Genomic DNA, 21,124 nt, shown 5'->3' with positions numbered 1-21,124 from the left:
GCCGGTCCGGGGCTCACGGCCGCAGCCGGTTCCAGGTGACTGCGGCCGTGAGCCCGTACGCGAGGTGCGGGACGAGGTCGGCGATCCAGTCCGCCCGCCGCCAGGTGCGCGGGTCGGTGACGCCGAGCAGGGTCAGCGACCCGTCGGAGAGGGTCATCAGCCCGCCACCGAGCAGCGCGGCGGCCCGCAGCAGCGGTTGCCGCCGGCCCCGGGCCAGCGCCGCGAAGCCGACCGCTGCCGCGAGGCCCAACCCGTAGCCCATCAGGGGGCCGAGTCCGGAGCGGCGGTTGGCCGCCTGGTCGCTCGGGCCCAGGTCCAGGTGGACCGTGTCGGCGACCTTCGCGGCACTCTTCTCCGGTGTCTGGCTGGCCGGCCGGGCCCGCAACGCCATGTCCAGGAAGGTGACGACGTTGAGGGTGGTGCTGCCCACCGCGCCGGCGATCAGCCCATCGGCGAGCGGCGTCCTCATTTCGGGTCACCCGGTTCGCGGTTGCCCTTGGGGCCGTAGGCGCGTTCGCCCCGCACCACGCCGCGTTGGCCCCGGTCCTCCTGGAGGATCCGGTTGGCGGTCTCGTCGGCCCGTTGGTCCGGGGTGTGCCGACCGGAGTCGTCGATCGCGTTGCGGATCCGGGCCCGCTGTTTGTCGTATGCCTTGCTGCCCGGTCGTGGTCCTGGCATCGCCGTCTCCTCTGGTCCGCGCCGGTGGCGCACGTCGTCGCCGGTGGCGTACGCGGCCCGTCTACCCGCCTGGGCCGGTGCCAACCCCGCCGCCGGACACCGCCACCGGGCAGCGATTGTGGTGCGGCAGCCGGCCTGCGGGGCGATACCGGGGCGTGGTGTCGGTAGGCTGGCGTCGGCCGCCTGGGGAGGGAGCGCGTCGATGGTGGAGCCCGACCAGCCGAGCACCGCGCGGATGATCGATTTCTGGCTCGGCGGGGCGCACCACTATCCCGTCGACGTGGCGGCCGCACAGTCCTTCGAACGGGCGTACGGGCCGTGTGCTCCGGTTTTCCGGGCCCTGCGGGCGTTCCTCGGCCGGGCCGTGCGCGGGATGGCTGCCAGCGGTGTGGATGGTTTCCTGGTCTTCGGTGCCGGGGTGCCCACCATGGGCAACGTGCACGAGGTCGTGCCCGACGCGACTGTGCTCTACACCGACATGGATCCGGAGATCGTCCGGGCCGGGCAGCGGATCCTGGCCGGCAGCGACCGGGCCGGCTATGGCTTCGGTGACGCCACGGATCTCGGCACGGTGGATCCGGCGCTGCTGCACCGGTTCGTGCCGGGCTGGGGCCGGCGGCCGGTCGGCCTGGTGTTTCTCGGCCTGGCCGCGTTCCTCGAGGACGACACCCTGGCCCGTACCCTCGACGAGCTGTACACCGTGGCGGCACCGGGCAGTCAGCTGGCCATCGACTTCGATACCGAGGAACTCGCCGGTCACCCCGAGGCGCTGGCCATGATGGGTCCGGCCTTCCGGATGCGGGCCCCGGCGGCCTTTCCCGCGTTGCTGGGCCGGTGGACGCCCACCGGGGACGGTGTGGTGCCGGTGACCCGGTGGCGACCGGACGGACCGCCGGAGGAGGTGCCGGACGCGTTCCACGGTGCGGTGGCGGTGCGGTCGGCCGGGTGACCATGGGTGGAGCCGCCTCCGTATGATGCTTGCCCCAGAGCAAGTAATTTTCGGAGGATGGTCATGGCGGATGCGCCAACGGGGGTCTCCCGCGCCCTGCGCGAGGCTCCGCCCGACCGGGTGGTCGAGGCCGCCGACCTGGCCATCCGGTCCGTGCTGGGCGCGTCGGGCACGGCCGTGTTCATCGCCGACTACCGGATCAGTGGTCTGTGGCCGGTGCTCGACTCGCGGCAGCCGACTGCCGGCGGCCAGGCCGATCAGCGGGTGGTTCACCGCTGTTTCAGCAGCCAGCAGCCGGTACGGGAGTCCGGCGAGGACGGTCGGTGCCGGCTCTACCTGCCGGTGTCGGTGTGGGGCGAGCGGCTGGGTGTGCTGGTAGTCGAGTTACCCGAGCCGCCGGGGGACGAGGTGGTGCGCCGGGCGATGGACATCGCCGGCGAGGTGGCCATGGCACTGCGTGCGGCCGACCGGGAGACCGACCGTTACCGGCGGGCGCGGCGGCAGGAGCGGCTGAGCATGGCCGCCGAGTTGCAGTGGGAGTTGCTGCCGGGGCGCAGCGTCAGCCACGGCGCGTTCCACCTGGCCGGGCAGCTGGAACCGGCGTACACGGTGGGCGGTGACCATTTCGACTGGTCGTTGGATGACGGCCGGCTCACCGTCACCGTGCTCAACGGTGACGGAATCGGGCTGGCCGCGGCGCTGCTGACGGCGGTGACGGTGAACGCGATGCGTAACGCCCGCCGCTCCGGCGGTTCGTTGGTGGAGCAGGCGGAACTGGCCTCCGACACCGTGTATTACCAGCATCGCGGGCATCGGCACGTGGCCACCGTGCTGCTCGAACTGGACTGCGCCACCGGGCGGGTGCGGGCGGTGGACGCGGGCTCGCCGCACGTGATGCGGGTACGGGGCGGCACGGTCTCCCGGGTCGCGTTGGAGCAGCAACTGCCGCTTGGCATGTTCGCCGAGACGCGCTACGACCTTCAGGAGTTCGATCTGGATCCCGGTGATCGGCTGTTCGTGGTCTCCGACGGGGTGTGGGGGGCCGACCCCAGCGGCCGGGAGAGCTACGGCGAGCGGGCGATGGCCCGCTCGATGCGGGCCACTCGGTTGCAGCCGCCGACCGAGGCGGTTGGTACGGTGATGCGAGAGTTGCAGGCTTTCCACGCGGACGCCGATCTGCGCGACGACGCGGTCGTGGTCTGCCTGGACTGGCGTGGTTCCGTCGGTCGGGGGGACGGTTGACGGAGAGCGCCGTGGCGGTCGGGCAGGACCAGCGGGACAATCGCAGGGGACATCGGGTGGAACGACCGGATCTCGTCGCGGCGATCGACGCGGCCGCCGAGACGCTGGTGGGTGTGCTCGATTCGGCCGTCTCCCGGCATCGGCTCGCCGTGTCGCCGACCCAGTTGCGGGTGTTGGCGCTGCTCAGCAGCCGACCGGAGACCAATGTCAACGGTCTGGCCGAGTTGCTGGATGTCGTGCCCTCCTCGGCGAGTCGGCTCTGCGACCGGTTGGAGGCGATCGGCCTGCTGCGTCGGGTGGCCGACCCGCGGGACCGCCGCGAGGTGCGCCTGGAGGCCACCACGGCGGCGCAGGCGCTGCTGGGGGAGGTGCGCTCGCGCCGGCACGAAGCGGTGCGTGCCGTGCTGGACCGGATGCCCGCCCGGGGCCAGCAGGATCTGCTGCGGTCCCTGCTGGCGTTCGCCCAGGCGGCGACGGCCGCGGAGACCCCGGATGCCTCGACCCGTAGCGCCTGATCACCCGGGACAACCCATCATCCTAGGATGCCGTACGCGGGGTGACGCCCGTCACCCCGACACATCACCACGCACCGGCGCACAACCGCTGGGCAGCCGAAGCGTCGGGGGAGCCCGATATAGTGGCAGCGCATCCGGCCGACCCGTGATCATCGACCGGGCACGGCAGGGCCAGGGGAGGTCCCGGATCGGGATCGCAGGGGGCGCCGGCATCAGCCGGCCCGACAGCGCGTACGACGCAGCGCGGCGGAACGAGGGCCGTGGTGGTCGAGCGTGCCGCGGAGGAGGTTCGGTGTCGCGTCGGCCCGCTCGGGCGGAGCAACCACAGCGCACCGCGGCCGTGACGGAGTCGTCCGACGACCGGGTGCTGACCCTGCCCAATGTGATCAGTTTCCTGCGCCTGCTGGGCGTGCCGCTCTTTCTCTACCTGTTCCTCGTTGCCCGCGCCGACGTGGCCGCGATCGTGGTGCTGGCCGTCGGCGGCACCAGCGACTGGGTGGACGGCTGGATCGCCCGCCGGCTGCGGCAGGTCAGCCGTCTCGGTGAGCTGCTCGATCCGCTCGCCGACCGGCTCTACATTCTGGCGACCCTGATCGCGTTCACCGCCCGTGAGGTGGTGCCCTGGCAGTTCACCGTGGCCCTGCTGGCCCGGGAGGTGCTGCTGCTCGGTTCGCTGGCGGTGCTGCGGCGGCACGGCTACGGGCCGCCGCCGGTGCACTATGTCGGCAAGACCGCCACGTTCCTGCTGCTTGCGGCGTTTCCGGTGCTGTTGCTGGCCGCCGCGGTGCCGGCCACCGCCACGGTCGCGGGCGCCATCGGCTGGGGCCTGGCGTGGTGGGGTCTGGTGCTCTACTGGGTGGCCGGGGCGCTCTACGTGATCCAGGCCCGCCAGCTGGTGCGGGCGGTACGCGGTGGAGGGGTGACGGCATGAGCGGGCACGGCGTGCTGGTGCGGCGAGAAGACCCGGCGGGGTGCGGGCCATGAGTGACGAGCAGGGCGAGGGCCGGCGCGGCGGTCGGGCGTACGCCCCGGATTTCCTCACCGAGTTGTTCCGTAACCCGCTGGATCCGGGCTACGCGGACGCGGCGCAGCGGCGGGCGGAGGCCGGCCGGTCGGCGCGGCCGGGGTGGTCGGTGGGTCCGGTCAGCCTGACGGTTGTCGTGCTGCTCGGTTTCCTGTTCGCGGTGGCGTACCGGCAGACGATGGCCGAGGAGCCGGGGCGTGCGCAGGCCCGGTCGGGTCTGGTGGCGCAGATTCAACAGCGGCAGGGTGAGACCGACGAGTTGTCCGCGCGGGCCGACACGCTGCGCGAGGAGGTCAACCGGCAGCGGGAGGCGGCGCTGGGCGGTTCGCACGCGGCGCGGTTGCGCAACCTGGAGGCCGGTGCCGGCCTGGGCCGGGTGCGCGGCGACGGTGTGGTGGTGCGGTTGGCGGACGCGCCGGCTGGTCAGCAGCCGCTCGGTGGCGCGAACGTGGGCCCGCCGCAGGTGCTCTACAGCGATCTGCAGGCGGTGGCGAACGATCTGTGGAGTGCCGGCGCGGAGGCGATCGCGATCAACGGACAGCGGTTGACGGCGACCTCGACGATCCGGAACGCGGGTCAGGCGATTCTAGTGGATTTCCGGCCGGTGACCGGGCCGTACGAGGTGTCGGCGATCGGTCCGGGTTCGATGCGTGCGCGGTACGAGGGCAGCAGCAGCGCGTTGACGATGCGCGCGGTGGCGCAGGACACGGGGTTGTCGTTCGGGGTGCGTGAGGCCGAGGACCTCACCCTGCCGGCGGCTCCGGAGCCGCAGCTACGCTACGCGGAGCCTGCGGTGAGCCCGTCGCCGTCGGGTGCGGACGAGTCGTCCGGCTCGGGTTCGTCTCCCAGTCCCTCCGGAGGTGGTCGATGATCGCGGTGCTGGCGTTGCTGGCCGGTGTGCTGCTCGGTCTGTGGTTGGATCCGACGGTGCCGGCGGCGTTGCAGCCGTACCTGCCGATCGCGGTGGTGGCCGCGTTGGACGCGGTGTTCGGTGGGGTTCGGGCGAAGTTGGACCGGATCTTCGACGACAAGCAGTTCGTGGTGTCGTTCATCTCGAACGTGCTGGTGGCGGCGCTGATCGTCTATCTGGGTGACCAGTTGGGGGTGGGTGGGCAGCTGTCCACCGGTGTGGTGGTCGTGTTGGGTGTGCGGATTTTCGGCAACGTGGCGGCGATCCGTCGGCACCTGTTCCGGGCGTAGGTTTGTGGCGTGAGTGACGAGCACACCGAGACGGGTACGGGGTGGCCGCAGCCGGCGGGTCCGGCGCGGCCGGGTGGTCCGGCGGGTGAGCCGGATCCGCGGCCGGAGGCGCCGGATCCGGACGAGCTGAGCCCGTTGTCGCCGGCGGAGCGGCCGGCGGGTGGTGACGTGGCGCCGTCCGAGGTCGAGCCTGAGCCTGACGATCCGGTCGGGCGTGCGGCGGATGCTCCGGGGGTGGGTGGCCCCGCCTCCGGCGAGCCGGAGGCGGTGGCGTCGGCTGCGGCGGGTGTGTCGCCTGCGGGATCGTGGCGGAGGTTCAGTTCGGCGGCGGTGATGATCGGCGTGTTGCTGGTGCTGCTGGGTTTCACGCTGGCGGTGCAGTTGAAGACCACGTCGACGGATCCGACGTTGTCGACGTCGCGGCAGGAGGACCTGGTCCGCATCCTCTACGACCTGGATGCGCGGGAGATCCGGCTGCGGCAGGACATCGCGGCGTTGGAGGAGAGTCAGCGGCAGTTGCGTTCGGGTGAGCAGGGGCGTCAGGCGGCGTTGGAGGAGGCGAGCCGGCGGGCGGACGAGTTGGGGATTCTGGCGGGTACGTTGCCGGCGCGGGGTACGGGTCTGGCGGTGCGGTTCGAGGCGGGGTCGAAGCCGATCGCGGCGGTTCGGGTGCTGGATGCGGTGCAGGAGTTGCGGGGTGCCGGTGCGGAGGCGATGCAGATTTCGGGTGGTGATCGGGCGTCGGTGCGGATCGTGGCGTCGACGTACTTCCTGGACGGGGAGGGCGGGTCGTTGATCGTGGACGGGCGTCGGTTGACGGGGCCGTTCACGATCACGGTGATCGGGGATCCGGCGACGATGCGTACGGGGTTGAACATTCCTGGTGGGGTGGTCGCGTCGGTGGCGAGGGACGGCGGTAACGTGATCGTTGAGGATCGTGAGGTTGCCGAGGTTTCGGCGCTGCACGCGCCGAGCACGCTGGAGCACGCCCGCCCGGTTGGTTAGGCCGGTGGGGCCGGCATCGGGGGTCCGGTGTCGGTACGGATGGATGAGGACGCTTTCTGGTGATTCCTGAGGATCTGCGTTACACCGCTGAACACGAGTGGGTGGCTGCCGCCGACGGTGGGGCTGTGCGGGTCGGTATCACCCATTTCGCGCAGGACGCTCTTGGCGACATCGTGTATGTGCAGTTGCCGGAGCCGGGTGCGGAGGTGGCGGCCGGTGAGTCGTTGGGTGAGATCGAGTCGACCAAGAGCGTGTCGGAGATCTACGCGCCGGTGGGCGGGACGGTGTCGGCGCGCAACGAGGTGTTGACGGACACTCCGGAGGTGGTCAACACGGATCCGTACGGGTCGGGGTGGTTGCTGGAGATCACTCCGGCGGATCCGGCGTCGCTCGGCGGGTTGCTCTCCGCTGCGGCGTACCGCGAGTTGACCGAGAGCTGAGCGTTTTCCTTGTGCCGGCGGTGGTTTCTGTGCCGCGCGTCCGGTTGCCCTGTTTTTCGGCGCTGGCTAGGCTCGCCCAGTCGACCGAGAACCCATTGTTGAGCGTCGCGGACAGCCTTTCGAGGTGTGGCAGAGCCAGCCGCCGGGTGGATGAGCGCCCGGCGGCCAGACCCGCCGTCTCTCGACGCCGACCGAAACAGATCCGTGAGGTGGTCCCATGACTCGCCCAGGCGACGAGTTCCCCCCGCTCGACGTCACGTCGACGCTCAATCTCGGTTCGCTCGACGAAGCGCTGGAGGGGCCGGACACCGATGTGGTGCCGAGCCGGATGTCCGGTTCGCTGCCGCCGGGGATGGCGCTGCTGGTGGTGCGTCGGGGTCCGAACGCGGGTGCCCGGTTCCTGCTGGATCATGATGTGACGACCAGTGGGCGGCATCCGGACAGTGACATTTTCCTCGATGATGTGACGGTGTCGCGTCGGCACGCCGAGTTCCACCGGGATGGTGGCACGTTCACGGTGCGGGACGTGGGCAGTTTGAACGGCACGTACGTGAACCGGGAGCGGGTCGAGGCGGCGACGCTGAGCAACGGGGACGAGGTGCAGATCGGCAAGTTCCGGGTGGTGTTCATTGCCGGTCCGCGCCCGGAGGGTGAGGCCGGCCGGGGGTGAACGAGCCTGCGGCCTCCACGCCGTCCGGGGCGGGTCGTGCCCAGCCGTTGATGAGCATCGGCGAGGTGCTGGCTCAGTTGCGGGCGGATTTTCCCGACGTGACGATTTCGAAGTTGCGGTTCCTTGAGGCCGAGGGCCTGGTGGAGCCGCAGCGTACGGCGGCGGGCTATCGGAAGTACGGCTGGGACGATGTGGCGCGGCTGCGGTTCGTGCTGACGGCGCAGCGGGATCAGTATCTGCCGTTGCGGGTGATCCGGGAGCAGTTGGCGCAGTGGGACGCCTCGGGTGAGGCACCGGAGCGGTCCCGGCCGGCGTTGGTGGCGGTGGGGCCGGATGGTGAGGTGCCGGGGCGTGCTGCTGCGGCGCCGGTCGAGTCGGCTCAGGTGCGCCTGGATCGGACGGAGTTGCTGGCGCGTAGTGGGTTGGACTCTTCGACGTTGGGGGAGTTGGAGCGGCTCGGGCTGGTGGTGTCGGATCCGCCGGGGTGGTATGACGGCGATGCGTTGATCATCGCGCGGGCGGTGGCGGGTTTGGCGGCGTACGGGTTCCAGCCGCGGCATCTGCGTGGCTATCGGACGGCGGCGGACCGGGAGGTCGGTTTGTTCGCGCAGTTGGTGGCGCCGTTGGCGCGGCAGAGTGATCCGGCGGCGCGGGCGCGGGCGGCGGAGGCGGCGCGGGAGTTGGTGGCGCTGTCGCAGCAGTTGCACGCGGCGTTGGTGCGGGTGGGGTTGCGCTCGACGTTGGGTCGGTGAGGGTGGTGTCGGGCGTCGGTGGGCGTGCCGGCGAGTGGCGTAGGCTTGGCGGGGTAACCCTTGTCTTGGCGCGGGCGTCGGGTGCGGGAAGCGCATGGTACGGCCGTGTCGCGGTCCGTGTACCGTGCAGGGAAGGGCGCGGTGCGGCGCAGGTGACAACGACACGGAGGCGGCGGTGCGCGAGCTGAGCGTGGTCGGGGTTCGGGTTGAGCTGCCCAGTAACCAGCCGATCGTCCTGCTCAGGGAGGTCGAGGGGGACCGCTATCTGCCGATCTGGATCGGCGCGGTCGAGGCGACGGCGATCGCTTACGAGCAGCAGGGTGTCAAGCCGGCCCGGCCGTTGACCCACGATCTTCTGCGGGATGTGTTGGCGGCGTTGAAGGCGCCGTTGCGGGCGGTGGAGATCACCGAGCTGAAGGAGAACGTGTTCTTCGCTGATCTGTTGATCGGTGACGGGGTGCGGGTGTCGGCTCGGCCCAGTGATTCGATCGCGTTGGCGTTGCGGGTCGGTGCGCCGATTCGTTGTGCCGAGCAGGTCCTCAGTGAGGCGGGGATCGTGATTCCCGATGAGCAGGAGGACGAGGTGGAGAAGTTCCGGGAGTTCCTGGAGCAGGTTCGTCCGGAGGATTTCGCCGGTTGAGTCGCTGGTCCGTCGTGGTGGTCGGGCCTTCTCTTTCCCCGCCGGGTTGTCACTCTCGGTGATGGTGATGATCGTCGTTGTCGATGCGCGGCGTGTCGCGATGGTTTCTCCGTGGTAACCCTGGGCCGCCGCTATAGGGTGGCCGTGTCGAGGGGTGCGCGTCCCGGAAGCGACGTGTCACCGCACTGACGGGGAGGTTGTCCGGATGCACGAGCCGCGAGATTCCGATCGGGTTACCGGGCTGGACGAGTCGGGTGGGATGCCTGGTTCGGCGACTGACGGTGACGGTGCGGTGGGATACCGGGGTGTGACGGCGTGCCATGCGGTGGGGATCAGCTATCGGCAGCTGGACTACTGGGCGCGTACGACGTTGGTGGTGCCGAGTGTGCGGGACGCCTCGGGTTCGGGCACGCAGCGGTTGTACTCGTTTCGGGACCTGGTGGTGTTGAAGGTCGTGAAGCGGTTGTTGGACGCTGGGGTGTCGTTGCAGAACATCCGTAAGGCGATCGAGGCGTTGCGGTCGCGTGGGGTGGAGGATCTGGCGGGCATCACGTTGATCTCCGATGGGACGACGGTCTACGAGTGTCGTTCTCCGGAGGAGGTGGTCGACCTGTTGCAGGGCGGCCAGGGGGTGTTCGGCATCGCGATCGGTGGTGCGTTCAAGGAGATCCAGGGTTCGTTGTCGCATCTTCCGGCGGAGCCGGCGGGGGTGGCGGTGGAGTCGGAGCCGCAGGAGTCGCCGGTGGGTGACGAGTTGGCGGCGCGGCGGGCGCGGCGGCGCGCGGGCTGAGGCCGTTTCGCCGGCCACGGTTTGCCGGGGTGGGGCCGCGTTGAGTCGTTACCGCCCGGTTGATGAGAGTTTTCGGGGTTCTTTTTTCTTCACGCTGCGTCCTGATTCGCTGCGGCCGGTGCCGGCGGGGCGGGTGCTCGGGAGTGGTTCGGGTGGCTGTGCTGTCGGCACTGGCCAGTGCGGGGTTCTGCGGGTGTCGGCCGGCCCGCTTCGGGGGCCGACGGCCGGCGGCGTCGATCACGCGGCGTGTGTTTCCGATCTCTACCGGTAGATGATTGCCGGCCGTTTGGTCACTCTTCGTGGCTGATTGCTGCCCGGGAGCTGATCGGTGGGTCATGACGGGTGCGCCGTGGCGCGCTATCGTCCGTCACGGTCTGACTCGGCGTGTGGTGGCCGCTGACGCGCCGTCGGATCGTCGTTCCCGCGCGCCGATGCCGCGGCACCCCTGTGTCCCATGGAAGGAAACGACCTGTGACGGTTACCGAAGAGAGCACCTCCGGCTCGCATTTCACTCGGATCGGCGGGGCCGGCTCGGTCAGGGCCGCTGTCGATCTGTTCTACGACCGGGTGTTGGCCGATCCGGAGTTGGCCGGCTACTTCACCGCTGTGGACATGGTGGGGCAGCGTCGACACCTGGCGTTGATGTTGACCGTGGTGCTGGGTGGGCCGAACGAGTACACCGGCCGGGACCTGGCCACCGCGCATCAGCCGCTGAACATTCCGGTGGCGCACTACGTCAAGGTGGGTGGGCATCTGACGGCGGTGTTGACGCAGTTGGGCGTGGCCGACGACATCATCGGTGACGTGCAGGCGGTGCTGGCGCAGGTGCAGGACCAGGTGGTGTCCGGCGGGCAGCGGGCGGGCGCCTGAGCGTGGACGTGTCCCGGCTGAAGCGGAGTTGGTCCCTGGTCGCCGCGCACGGCGATCAGGTGCCGCTCTACTTCTACTCGACGCTGTTTCTGGCGTATCCCGAGATCCGACAGATGTTTCCGACCAACATGGCCGGTCAGCGCGATCGGTTGGTGGCCGCGCTCGGGCACGTCGTGTCCGAGGTGGATCAGGTGGACCGGCTGGTCGGCTATCTGCAGCAGTTGGGTGTCGACCACCGTAAGTTCGCGGTGCGGGCGGAGCATTACCCGGCGGTGGGTGAGGCGTTGCTGGCGACGCTGCGGCACTTCCTCGCCGAGCAGTGGACCGACGAGTTGGCGCAGGACTGGGCTTCGGCGTACGGGTTGGTGGCGAAGGTGATGACCGAGGCGGCGCAGGCCGCCGAGGCGGTGCAGCCTCCGTGGTGGGTGGCGGAGGTGGTGGGTCACGAGCGGCGGGGCTTCGACGTGGCGGTGTTGACGTTGCGTCCGCAGTATCTGCTGCCGTTCACGCCGGGTCAGTCGATCGGTGTGTCGCATCCGGCGGTGCGGTCGTGGCGGTACTACACGCCGGCTAACGTGCCGCGTCCGGACGGCACCTTGGAGCTGCATGTGCGGGCGGCGCCGGGTGGTGTGGTGTCGTCGCGGCTGGTGTACGGGTGCGCCCCGGGTGACCAGTTGCATCTGGCGGCGCCGGTGGGGGACGGGTTGACGTTGCGCTCGGCGGGGTCGGCGGATCTGCTGCTGCTGGCCGGTGGTACCGGTTGGGCGCCGTTGAAGGCGTTGGTGGAGCAGGTGGCGGCCGAGGGTTCGCAGCGTCGGGTCGATCTGTATCTGGGGGCCCGTTCGCGGGGCGAGTTCTACGACGATGACGCGGTGGAGAAGTTGGCCGCGTCGCATCCGTGGTTGGCGGTGACGCTCGTGGTGGGGTTGGACCTGAACCGGCCGGGGGAGTTCGTGTATCCGGTGGATCGGGCGTTGGCCGATGGTGACTGGCGGTCCCGGCACGTGTATGTGTGTGGTTCCGACGAGCTGGTGTCGCGGACGGTGGCGGCCCTGAGCCGGTCCGGTTACCACGCCGGGCAGCTGCACCACGAGGCTCTGGGGCGGCAGTGGTACGGCCCCGCGTGGCGGACGGCGGTGCAGGCTCCGGCCGTCCCTGACGAATCCGGAGGTGCGGCGTGAGTGACGCTGGTAGCCGTGGAGGGCGGGCCGCTGTGGTGGGCGCTGCCCCGCTCGGCAGGTACGACGGTGCCGAGGTGGCCGGTGGTGTGCAGGTGCGCATGACCGCGGACCGGGTCCGGCGGTGGGAGTTCGGGTCGACGTCGTTTGGCCGGCGCGGCTACGACCATGCCGACGTGGACCGGTTCCGGATGCAGGTGGCCGAGGAGTTGGATCTGCTGGCGACGCAGGTGGCGAATCTGCGGGCGGAGAACGAGCGGCTGGGCGCGCACGTGGAGTTGCACCGGCACGGGGTGATTCCGAGTTCGGGGCGGGAGGCGAAGCTGCCGGCGGCCAAGGAGGTGAATCTGCTCTCGGCGGCGCAGCGGGAGGCCGAGCAGATCATCGCGCAGGCGCACGACTATGCGCGGCGGGTCGCCGAGTACGCCCGGACGCAGTACGAGAGCTATGTGCGGGCGGCGGCGGAGGAGGCGCGGCAGGAGGCGGAACGGGCGGTGCAGGAGTACCGCGCGTCGGCCGGTGCGACGTTCGACGACGGGGTGGCCGCGCGGGAGGCGCTGCGCATCTACGGCGAGATGATGATCTCGCACATGCGGGCGGCGGCGCGGCACCTGGACGAGGGGGGTGAGCAGTTGGCGCGCACGATGCAGCGGCTGGGGCAGGATCCGGGTGTGGCGGCGGTGGGGGCCGGTTCACCGGTGCCGCGGCACGGTCAGCGGTGAGGTCGGCGCCGGGTCTTTTCACGCGGGGGTGACCACCGGTCGGCCTGCCGGAGTCGCCGCTGGGGCGGGCGGCGAGGCAGCATGGGCGGGTGAGCGAGCGGGTGCAGAGGCTGGCGGAGCTGGTGTCCGGTGGTGGGGTGGTGGTGCTCAGCGGCGCCGGCCTGTCCACCGAGTCGGGCATACCGGACTATCGGGGGCCGAACGGGGTGGCGCGTCGGCACACGCCGATGACCTACCAGAGCTTTGTGTGCGACGCGCGGGCCCGGCAGCGGTACTGGGCGCGCAGCCACGTGGGGTGGCGCACGATCGCGCGGGCGGCCCCCAACGACGGGCATCGGGCGGTGACGCGGCTGCAACGCGCCGGCCTGGTCGACGGGATCATCACCCAGAACGTCGACGGCCTGCACACGGTCGCCGGTGCCCGGCAGGTGGTGGAGCTGCACGGTCGCCTCGACGAGGTGCGGTGTCTGGACTGCGGCGCCGGCACCTCGCGGGAGGAGCTGCATCGGCGGCTGGCCGGCGCCAATCCGGGTTTCGACGCGCGGGCGGTGGCGGTCAACCCCGACGGCGACGTCGACCTCGACGAGGAGGTGGTGGCCGGGTTCCGGGTGGTGGACTGCGCGGTGTGTGGCACGGGGATGCTCAAACCGGACGTGGTGTTCTTCGGTGAGACGGTTCCGGCCGACCGGGTCGCCCGGTGTTTCGCGATGGTGGCCGCGTCCCGGCTGCTGCTGGTGTTGGGTTCGTCGTTGACGGTGCTGTCGGGGCGGCGGTTCGTGGTGCGGGCGGCCCGGCTGGGCATCGCGGTGGCGATCGTCAACCAGGGCCCGACCCGCGGTGACGCGTACGCGGCCGTGATGGTGGACGCGCCGCTGGGTGCGCTGCTGCCGACCCTCGCGGACCGGATGTGCCCGGTGGATGTGCGTTGAGCCGGGGGATGACGCTCGCGGGAAACACGCACGCTGGTAGCGTTGATCGCGCCGGTAGCACCCACGTGGGAGAGACCGCCTGGCGCAAGCCGGGCGGCGCCGAAGGGGCAAATCCTCCCCGGAACCTCTCAGGCAAAAGGACCGCGTCGGGACAGGCACTGTGGAGCGCCCGCGGGTGTGACAGAGGGGGAGGGCCGACCTGTCGACCCCGCCCCCTCAGGAGCGCCGCCCATGACCGCAGAGCAGTTCGCCGACCGGCACATCGGTCCTCGGCCCGACGAGGAACGCCGCATGCTGGACACCGTCGGGTACGCCTCGATCGACGAGTTGATGGACGCGGCCATTCCCGAGGTGATCCGCTGGCACGGCCGGCTGGATCTGCCGGCGCCGGCCAGCGAGCAGGAGGCGTTGGCCGAGTTGCGGGCCCTGGCGGGGCGTAACACCGTGGCCGTGTCGATGATCGGGTTGGGTTACCACGGTACGCACACCCCGGCGGTGATCCGCCGTAACGTGCTGGAGAACCCGGCCTGGTACACCGCGTACACGCCGTACCAGCCGGAGATCAGCCAGGGGCGGCTGGAGGCGTTGCTGAACTTCCAGACGATGGTGTCGGACCTGACCGGCCTGGCCACGGCGAACGCGTCGATGCTCGACGAGGCCACCGCGGCGGCCGAGGCGATGACCCTGGCGCGGCGGGCGTCGAAGAGCCCGAGCCGGGTGTACGTGGTCGACGCGGACACCCTGCCGCAGACCGTTGCGGTGATCACCGGTCGGGCGGAGCCGCTCGGAATCGAGGTGCGGGTGCTCGACGTGGACGTCGAGGAGTTGCCGGCCGAGTTCTTCGGCCTGCACCTGCAGTATCCGGGGGCGGGTGGGGCGGTGCGTGATCACGGCCCGCTGGTCGAGGCCGCGCACGCCGCCGGTGCCCTGGTCACGGTCGCGGCGGACCTGTTGGCGTTGACGCTGCTGCGTCCGCCCGGGCAGGTGGGTGCCGACATCGCCGCCGGCACCACCCAGCGGTTCGGCGTACCGATGGGGTTCGGTGGGCCGCACGCCGGCTACCTGGCGGTGCGTGCGGGGTTGGAGCGGATGCTGCCGGGCCGGCTGGTCGGGGTGTCTCGGGACGCGGCCGGTGATCCGGCGTACCGGTTGGCGTTGCAGACCCGGGAGCAGCACATCCGTCGGGAGAAGGCGACCAGCAACATCTGCACCGCGCAGGTGCTGCTGGCGGTGATGGCCGGCATGTACGCGGTCTACCACGGCCCGGCGGGGTTGCGCCGGATCGCGACGCGTACCCACGAGATGGCGGTCCGGTTGGCGGCGGGGCTGCGCGCCGGTGGGGTGTCGGTGGCCGACGTGGCGTTCTTCGACACGGTGAGCGCGACGGTGCCGGGCCGGGCCGCGCAGGTGGTGGCCGCCGCGGCGGCCCGCAACGTCAACCTGCGGCTGGTCGACGCCGACCGGGTGGGCATCAGCTGCGACGAGACCACCACGGAGGCGCATCTGGTGGCGGTGTGGGCGGCGTTCGACGTGTCGCCCTTCGACGGCGAGGTGGCCGCCGCGATCCCGGCGGCGTTGGCGCGTACCGGTGATTTCCTCACCCATCCGGTGTTCCGCACCCATCATTCGGAGACGGCGATGCTGCGCTACCTGCGGCGGCTGGCCGATTTCGACTACGCCCTGGATCGGGGCATGATCCCGCTGGGGTCGTGCACGATGAAGCTGAACGCCACCGCCGAGATGGAGCCGGTGAGCTGGGCGCAGTTCGCCGACGTGCATCCGTTCGCGCCGGCGGAGCAGACCGCCGGCTACCGGGAGATGATCGGCCAGTTGGAGGGTTGGCTGGCGGAGGTGACCGGCTACGACGCGGTAAGTGTGCAGCCCAACGCCGGTTCGCAGGGGGAGTTGGCCGGGTTGCTGGCGATCCGGGCCTATCACCGCAGTCGGGGCGAGGCGCATCGGGACGTGTGTCTGATCCCGTCGTCGGCGCACGGCACCAACGCCGCCAGCGCGGTGATGGCCGGAATGCGGGTGGTGGTGGTCGGCTGCGACGCCGACGGCAACGTCGACCTGGTCGACCTCGACACGAAGATCGACAAGCATCGGGACGCGCTCGCCGCGATCATGGTGACGTACCCGTCGACGCACGGGGTGTACGAGACGGGTGTGGCGTCGCTGTGCGCGAAGGTGCACGACGCCGGTGGTCAGGTCTACGTCGACGGGGCGAACCTCAACGCGCTTGTCGGGTTCGCCAAGCCGGGCCGGTTCGGGGCGGACGTGTCCCACCTGAACCTGCACAAGACGTTCTGCATCCCGCACGGTGGTGGTGGCCCGGGGGTGGGTCCGGTGGCGGTGCGGGCGCACCTGGCGCCGTTCCTGCCGGGCGATCCGGGTGGGGCGCCGGTGCCGGGGCGGCCGGCGATCTCGGCGGCCCGGTACGGGTCGGCGGGCATCCTGCCGATCCCGTGGGCGTACCTGCGGATGATGGGCGGCGACGGGCTGACCCGGGCCACCGGGGTGGCGGTGCTGGCGGCCAACTATGTGGCGGCGCGGCTGCGGCCGCATTTCCCGGTGCTGTACGCGGGCAACAAGGGCCTGGTGGCGCACGAGTGCATCCTGGACCTGCGGCCGTTGACGAAGGCCACCGGGGTGAGCGTCGACGACGTGGCCAAGCGGCTGATCGACTACGGCTTCCACGCGCCGACGATGTCGTTCCCGGTGGCGGGGACGTTGATGGTGGAGCCGACCGAGAGCGAGGACCTGGCCGAGTTGGACCGGTTCTGCGACGCGATGATCGCCATCCGGGCGGAGATCGACAAGGTGGCCGCGGGTGAGTGGCCGGCGGGAGACAACCCCCTGGCCAACGCGCCGCACACCGCGGCGATGCTGGCCGGTGACCAGTGGCCGCATCCGTATCCGCGGTCGGTGGGGGGCTACCCGGCCGGGGTGGACCGGATGGGGAAGTACTGGCCGCCGGTTCGTCGGGTCGACGGCGGCTACGGCGACCGGAATCTGGTGTGCTCCTGCCCGGCACCTCAGGCGTACGAGAGCTGAGGTGCCGGCGTCCCGCCGACCTGGCTGCTGACCCCGCCGGTACGGCGGCTAGCCTGGGGCGACGCGAAAAAAGGGTCGTGACGGTTGGTGATCGTCTCAGGCGGCGAGGGCGTGTCGGGCGGGGCCGCGGTGCGGTGCGATGCTGCTGCCGTCGGGCAGCAGCTCGCCGGTGTCCTCGAAGACGATGACCCCGTTGCAGAGCAGGCTCCAGCCCTGCTCAGGGAAGCAGGCGATGACCTTTGCCGCTTCCCGGTCGGTGGCTTCGGCGGAGGGGCAGGTGGGTTGGTGCTGGCACATCGGGTTCTCCGGACTGTGGGGGCACTGTGTCATGGTTCACATGACCAGTGACGCACAGTACCAAGCGAAAGCATGCCGCATCGAGCAGGTGTCCGCGTGGTGCGTGGGAAATCCGCTGAACGGATGAGCAGGAACCGCCCGTACGTCGTGGAAGCGCTCCCACAGATGGTCGCCGATCCCCCCGCGACTCCCGCCGCCTGCCGCGGCCGGCTCGTCGAACGCGCCCGCTGGCAGTGGCGCCCCGCCGACGGCGGCGACCCCGCCGCACGCACCGAAGAGTTCCTCGCCGCCCACGGCCTACCCCTGCACGACCTCGCCCGCCCCGCCACCCGACACGACCCGACCGGCATCTGCGGCGCCGCCCTCTACCTCTCCGCCGCCGCCGGCGCCCTACTCACCGGCGGCCCCACCGGCGCACCCAACCCCGCCGACCTACCCGAGGTCGCCGTCGTCGTCTACGGCCACCACGACACGCCACCACCAGCCCGCCGAGCCGACCCGCCGGCCAACTGGTGGCGCGGACCGTGGACCGAAAGCTGGAGCCCACGCCAACACGCCGACGCCGTCACCGCCGTCCGCCACGCCATCGGCCGCGGCGACGTCTACCAGGTCAACCTCGTCGGCCACGCCACCGCCGCCTACACCGGCGACCCGCTGCCGGCCCTGGCCCGCCTCGGCCGCCTACCCGGCGCCCGCTACGGCGGCGTGCTGACCGGCGACGGCTGGGCCATCGGCTGCGCCAGCCCGGAAACCCTCATCGAACTGCACGACGGCACCCTCACCACCCGCCCCATCAAAGGCACCCGCCCAGCCACCCCCGCCGGCCGCACCGAACTGCTCACCTCCGCCAAGGAACGCGCCGAACACATCATGATCGTCGACCTGGAACGCAACGACCTGGCCCGCGTCGCCGCCACCGGCAGCGTCCGCGTCGACGACCTGTTCGCCGTACGCCGCTGGTGCGACCTGTGGCAGGCCGAATCCACCATCCGCGCCCACGTCGCCGACGGCCTCGGCCTGGCCGACCTGCTGCGCGCCGTCTGCCCCGGCGGATCCGTCACCGGCGCACCCAAACTCGCCGCCCTGCACCACGTCGCCGCCCTCGAACCCGTCGGCCGCGGCGCCAGCATGGGCGCCCTCGGCTGGATCGGCCCCGGCCACCTCGACCTCGGCCTCACCATCCGCACCGCCGCCGTCGACACCACCGCCGTGCACGTCTGGGCCGGCGGCGGCATCACCTGGGACAGCGACCCCGACGCCGAGGTCGCCGAAGCGGCGGCCAAAACCGCACCGGTACGCGCCGCCCTCACCTGACCCCGGACGACACCCCAGGCGACCACCCGCAGGACCCAAACCGGCACCACCAACCGATAACCTTGCCGCCATGACGATGCGCGACATCCGAATCATCGGCGACCCAGTGCTACGCACCGGCTGCGAGCCGATCACCAGCTTCGACGCCGAACTACGCGCACTGGTCACCGACCTGATGGACACCCTGCTCGGCGCGCCCGGCCGCGCCGGCGTCGCCGCACCACAGATCGGCGTCAGCGCCCAGGTCTTCGTCTACGACGCCGACGGCCACCGCGGCCACATGATCAACCCCACGCTGGAGGTGTCCACCGAACTCCAGGACGACGACGAGGGCTGCCTCTCCATCCCCGGCCTGTACTTCCCGACCCCCCGCGCCCTGCACGCCACCGCCCACGGCTTCGACCAGCACGGCGAACCCCTCACCATCGCCGGCAGCGGCTTCCTCGCCCGCGCCCTGCAACACGAGACCGACCACCTGCACGGCCGCCTCTACGTCGACACCCTGCGCGGCGACGTCCGCCGCCGCGCCCTACGCGAGATCCGCGCCGGCCGCTTCGACTCCTCCCGACGCGCCTGAACCACCCCGGCCGGTGCGCACCGCACCCGCCGCCCACCGCACCCGGGTGATCTCGTACTCCACCTCACCCAACTCCGCACCCGGCAACGGATCCGGCCACGACTGGTGGAACGTACGCACGTACCGCATCCCCACCGCCGCCATCGTCGCCCGCGACGCGACATTGACCGCCATCGTCTCGGCGAACACCCGCCGCAACCCCAACTCGGCAAAACCGTGCCGGATCAGCTCCCGGGCCCCCTCACTTGCCAACCCCCGCCGCCACCACCGGCGCAGCAACCGGTAACCCAACTCGGCCTGCCCCACCACCGGCCCCTGATCGGGACGCTGCGGCGGCTCCAACAACCACCAACCGACAAACTCACCACCGACCAGACCGGCCCACAACCCCAACCCCGGCACCCGATCAGCCACCGCCAACCGCTGCCGGTGCAGCACACGCACCTCGGCCGCCGACCGCACCGGCCCCAGATGCCGCATCACGGCCGGATCCGCGTCCAGCTCGATCTCACCCGCCAGATGCTCGTCGGCCAGCGGCACCAACACGATCCGGGCAGTACCCAACGTCGCCTGAGTCATCTGCGCATTCTGCCGCCAACTCAACCAAGGGCGGCGAGACAGCCTGCCGCCGGCTCAACCGAGGGCGGCGGACAGCTCGAACTCCCCGTACCCGGCCACCCGACTGAACCCCAACCCCGCGTAGAGCCGCACCGCCGCGACATTGTCCGCCCGCACATTCAACGTCACATGATCGACATCGGGGCGCAGCACCGCACACAACCGGGCCACCACCGCCGCCGCCAACCCCCGCCGCCGCCACGCCGGATGCGTCGTCACGTTGCCCAACGCCGCCACCCGGTAGGCAGGCGAGTACACGTGCACCCCGGCCACCGCCACCACCGCCCCACCGGCACGCACACCCACATACCGGCCAGTCTCCAACATCCGCGCATCGAACCAGTTACCCGGATACGCCACCGCGTACAGCTCACGCAACCCCGGCAGATCAGCCGGCCCCAACAACACCCCCGCCGGTCGCACCGCCGCCAACCGACCCGCATCGGTCAACGCCATCTTCAGATGCGGACCCCGCGACACCACCCGGAACGACCCACCCAACACCCGCTCCAGCCCAGGGGAGAGGTGCGCATCCAACCGCGCCGGCAACACCGGCACCAACTCAACCAGCAGCGCGGCCAACTCACCGACCCCCGCCGGACCCGACAACGCCAGCAACGTCGGCGGCCGCGCACCGTGATACAGCAACGCCACCGCCTCGCCACGCCGAAACCACGACGTGTACGGCCAGAAGAACTCGTCGAGATCACCCAACTCGTAGGCATGCAACCGCGGATCCCGACCCAGCAACCCCGCCAGGACCTCCCGGTCATGCTCCGCGCGCACCGACACCCGTCGATGATCACACGCCGGCAACCGGCACCCTCACCCACCCAGCCACTGGTCGTAACCGAGCTTGCCCACCAACGCCAACACCACCACCAGCAACACCACCCGCACGAACCCCGACCCACGCCGCAACGCCATCCGCGCACCCACCATCGCACCGACGATGTTGCACACCGCCATCGCCGCACCCAACAACCACCACACGTTGCCGGTCACCGCGAACACCGCCAACGCCCCCGCGTTGGTACCCGCGTTGACCACCTTCGCCATCGCCGAACCGTGCACGAAATCCGCACCCACCAACGCCGTGAACGCCACCACCAGAAACGTGCCCGTCCCCGGACCGATCAACCCGTCATAGGTGGCGATACCGACCCCCGCCACCAACACCGCCACCACCATCCGCACCCGGGTCCGCCGCTCCGGCACCGCCACCGTCCCCAACCTCGGCCGCAACACCACGAACAACGCCACCGACAACAACACCACCAACACCACCGGCCGGTACGCCGACGGCGGCACCGCCCCCGCCAACGCCGCACCCAACCCCGCACAACACACCGCCACCGCCGCCGCCGGCCCCGCCACCGCCCAATCGATCTTCGTACGACGGGCGTACGTCACCGCCGCCGTCGCCGTACCCGCGATCGCCGCCAACTTGTTCGTGCCCAACGCCGTGGCCGGCGGCACCCCCGGCGCCGCCACCAACAACGCAGGCAACAACAGCAACCCGCCACCACCCACCACGGCATCCACCCACCCGGCAACAGCAGCAGCGGCCAGCAGGGTCGACACGGTCAACGGATCCAGCTCCACGGGCGGCAATTCTTCCCACCACGGCCCGCCCGGCGCGGCACGCTGTGGCAAGCCT

At 71.0% G+C, this 21,124-nt stretch carries 25 protein-coding genes and 1 riboswitch; of the genes, 19 read left to right on the top strand and 6 right to left on the bottom strand.

The window, feature by feature from the left end; genetic code table 11:
• Positions 1-13: 13 nt before the first annotated feature.
• Positions 14-469, bottom strand: a complete 456-nt coding sequence (locus tag AC507J_RS16415) for a hypothetical protein (protein ID WP_496290011.1) — start codon at positions 467-469, stop codon at positions 14-16.
• Positions 466-678, bottom strand: a complete 213-nt coding sequence (locus AC507J_RS16410) for a phosphatidylethanolamine-binding protein (protein WP_341715718.1) — start codon at positions 676-678, stop codon at positions 466-468. The genes AC507J_RS16415 and AC507J_RS16410 overlap by 4 nt, the downstream gene beginning before the upstream one ends.
• 202 nt (positions 679-880) lie before the next feature.
• Here AC507J_RS16410 and AC507J_RS16405 point away from each other — a divergent pair, with 202 nt between their 5' ends.
• From AC507J_RS16405 to gcvP, 17 genes are all read left to right on the top strand, one after another.
• The gene (locus AC507J_RS16405) at positions 881-1,627 is read left to right on the top strand and encodes an SAM-dependent methyltransferase (RefSeq protein WP_496290010.1); all 747 of its coding nucleotides are present in this window, start codon (positions 881-883) and stop codon (positions 1,625-1,627) included.
• Between the two features lie 63 nt (positions 1,628-1,690).
• Positions 1,691-2,869, top strand: coding sequence for a PP2C family protein-serine/threonine phosphatase (locus AC507J_RS16400; RefSeq protein WP_496290009.1), 1,179 nt, complete (start codon positions 1,691-1,693; stop codon positions 2,867-2,869).
• An 11-nt stretch (positions 2,870-2,880) separates the two neighbouring features.
• On the top strand, positions 2,881-3,384 hold the full coding sequence (locus tag AC507J_RS16395; protein ID WP_496290008.1) for a MarR family winged helix-turn-helix transcriptional regulator: 504 nt from the start codon (positions 2,881-2,883) through the stop codon (positions 3,382-3,384).
• Positions 3,385-3,676: 292 nt separating this feature from the next.
• Complete coding sequence (clsA, locus tag AC507J_RS16390) at positions 3,677-4,315, top strand: cardiolipin synthase ClsA (protein WP_496290007.1); 639 nt, start codon at positions 3,677-3,679, stop codon at positions 4,313-4,315.
• A gap of 49 nt (positions 4,316-4,364) precedes the next feature.
• The gene (locus tag AC507J_RS16385; protein WP_496290006.1) at positions 4,365-5,279 is read left to right on the top strand and encodes a DUF881 domain-containing protein; all 915 of its coding nucleotides are present in this window, start codon (positions 4,365-4,367) and stop codon (positions 5,277-5,279) included.
• Positions 5,276-5,608, top strand: a complete 333-nt coding sequence (locus tag AC507J_RS16380) for a small basic family protein (RefSeq protein WP_093402419.1) — start codon at positions 5,276-5,278, stop codon at positions 5,606-5,608. The genes AC507J_RS16385 and AC507J_RS16380 overlap by 4 nt, the downstream gene beginning before the upstream one ends.
• A 9-nt stretch (positions 5,609-5,617) precedes the next feature.
• Positions 5,618-6,613 (top strand): DUF881 domain-containing protein, encoded by a 996-nt coding sequence (locus AC507J_RS16375; RefSeq protein ID WP_496290005.1) that lies wholly within the window; start codon positions 5,618-5,620, stop codon positions 6,611-6,613.
• 59 nt (positions 6,614-6,672) lie between these two features.
• Positions 6,673-7,053 (top strand): glycine cleavage system protein GcvH, encoded by a 381-nt coding sequence (gcvH, locus tag AC507J_RS16370; protein ID WP_496290004.1) that lies wholly within the window; start codon positions 6,673-6,675, stop codon positions 7,051-7,053.
• Positions 7,054-7,270: 217 nt separating this feature from the next.
• Complete coding sequence (gene odhI, locus AC507J_RS16365) at positions 7,271-7,723, top strand: oxoglutarate dehydrogenase inhibitor Odhl (RefSeq protein WP_189040545.1); 453 nt, start codon at positions 7,271-7,273, stop codon at positions 7,721-7,723.
• A gap of 50 nt (positions 7,724-7,773) precedes the next feature.
• Entirely contained in the window at positions 7,774-8,475 is a 702-nt protein-coding gene (gene ftsR, locus AC507J_RS16360) for a transcriptional regulator FtsR (RefSeq protein ID WP_496290112.1), read from the top strand.
• A 175-nt stretch (positions 8,476-8,650) separates the two neighbouring features.
• Positions 8,651-9,115: a bifunctional nuclease family protein gene (locus AC507J_RS16355; RefSeq protein ID WP_013733914.1), complete on the top strand. Its 465-nt coding sequence runs from the start codon at positions 8,651-8,653 to the stop codon at positions 9,113-9,115.
• 205 nt (positions 9,116-9,320) lie between these two features.
• Positions 9,321-9,905 carry a MerR family transcriptional regulator gene (locus tag AC507J_RS16350; protein WP_496290003.1) on the top strand — a complete coding sequence of 195 codons (585 nt, stop codon included), beginning with the start codon at positions 9,321-9,323 and terminating at the stop codon, positions 9,903-9,905.
• A gap of 471 nt (positions 9,906-10,376) precedes the next feature.
• The gene (locus AC507J_RS16345; protein ID WP_496290002.1) at positions 10,377-10,775 is read left to right on the top strand and encodes a group I truncated hemoglobin; all 399 of its coding nucleotides are present in this window, start codon (positions 10,377-10,379) and stop codon (positions 10,773-10,775) included.
• Between the two features lie 2 nt (positions 10,776-10,777).
• A complete protein-coding gene (locus tag AC507J_RS16340) occupies positions 10,778-11,956 on the top strand; it encodes a globin domain-containing protein (RefSeq protein WP_496290001.1) in 1,179 nt (392 codons plus the stop codon).
• Complete coding sequence (locus AC507J_RS16335; RefSeq protein WP_496290000.1) at positions 11,953-12,675, top strand: DivIVA domain-containing protein; 723 nt, start codon at positions 11,953-11,955, stop codon at positions 12,673-12,675. The genes AC507J_RS16340 and AC507J_RS16335 overlap by 4 nt, the downstream gene beginning before the upstream one ends.
• An 89-nt stretch (positions 12,676-12,764) precedes the next feature.
• Positions 12,765-13,604 (top strand): NAD-dependent protein deacetylase, encoded by an 840-nt coding sequence (locus AC507J_RS16330; protein WP_496289999.1) that lies wholly within the window; start codon positions 12,765-12,767, stop codon positions 13,602-13,604.
• 56 nt (positions 13,605-13,660) lie between these two features.
• Positions 13,661-13,758, top strand: a riboswitch (glycine riboswitch).
• 77 nt (positions 13,759-13,835) lie between these two features.
• Positions 13,836-16,658: an aminomethyl-transferring glycine dehydrogenase gene (gene gcvP / locus AC507J_RS16325; RefSeq protein WP_496289998.1), complete on the top strand. Its 2,823-nt coding sequence runs from the start codon at positions 13,836-13,838 to the stop codon at positions 16,656-16,658.
• 96 nt (positions 16,659-16,754) lie between these two features.
• On the opposite strand, the gene AC507J_RS16320 is transcribed toward gcvP, so the two are convergent.
• Complete coding sequence (locus tag AC507J_RS16320) at positions 16,755-16,955, bottom strand: DUF5999 family protein (protein WP_341715704.1); 201 nt, start codon at positions 16,953-16,955, stop codon at positions 16,755-16,757.
• A 96-nt stretch (positions 16,956-17,051) separates the two neighbouring features.
• Here AC507J_RS16320 and AC507J_RS16315 point away from each other — a divergent pair, with 96 nt between their 5' ends.
• Complete coding sequence (locus AC507J_RS16315) at positions 17,052-18,269, top strand: chorismate-binding protein (protein ID WP_496289997.1); 1,218 nt, start codon at positions 17,052-17,054, stop codon at positions 18,267-18,269.
• A gap of 70 nt (positions 18,270-18,339) precedes the next feature.
• On the top strand, positions 18,340-18,846 hold the full coding sequence (def, locus tag AC507J_RS16310; protein WP_496289996.1) for a peptide deformylase: 507 nt from the start codon (positions 18,340-18,342) through the stop codon (positions 18,844-18,846).
• On the opposite strand, the gene AC507J_RS16305 is transcribed toward def, so the two are convergent.
• The 3 genes from AC507J_RS16305 to AC507J_RS16295 are packed head-to-tail and all read right to left on the bottom strand — an operon-like array spanning position 18,799 to position 21,069.
• Positions 18,799-19,425 carry a GNAT family N-acetyltransferase gene (locus AC507J_RS16305; protein ID WP_496289995.1) on the bottom strand — a complete coding sequence of 209 codons (627 nt, stop codon included), beginning with the start codon at positions 19,423-19,425 and terminating at the stop codon, positions 18,799-18,801. The two genes, def and AC507J_RS16305, sit on opposite strands and share 48 nt — an antisense overlap.
• Positions 19,426-19,479: 54 nt before the next feature.
• Complete coding sequence (locus tag AC507J_RS16300; RefSeq protein WP_496289994.1) at positions 19,480-20,256, bottom strand: GNAT family N-acetyltransferase; 777 nt, start codon at positions 20,254-20,256, stop codon at positions 19,480-19,482.
• 33 nt (positions 20,257-20,289) lie between these two features.
• Positions 20,290-21,069, bottom strand: a complete 780-nt coding sequence (locus tag AC507J_RS16295; protein ID WP_496289993.1) for a TSUP family transporter — start codon at positions 21,067-21,069, stop codon at positions 20,290-20,292.
• Positions 21,070-21,124: the final 55 nt, after the last annotated feature.

It is taken from the genome of Micromonospora sp. PRAS1, assembly GCF_059553435.1.
The sequence above is the reverse complement of the archived record's forward strand: the minus strand, read 5'-3'. Positions and strand labels throughout refer to the sequence as shown.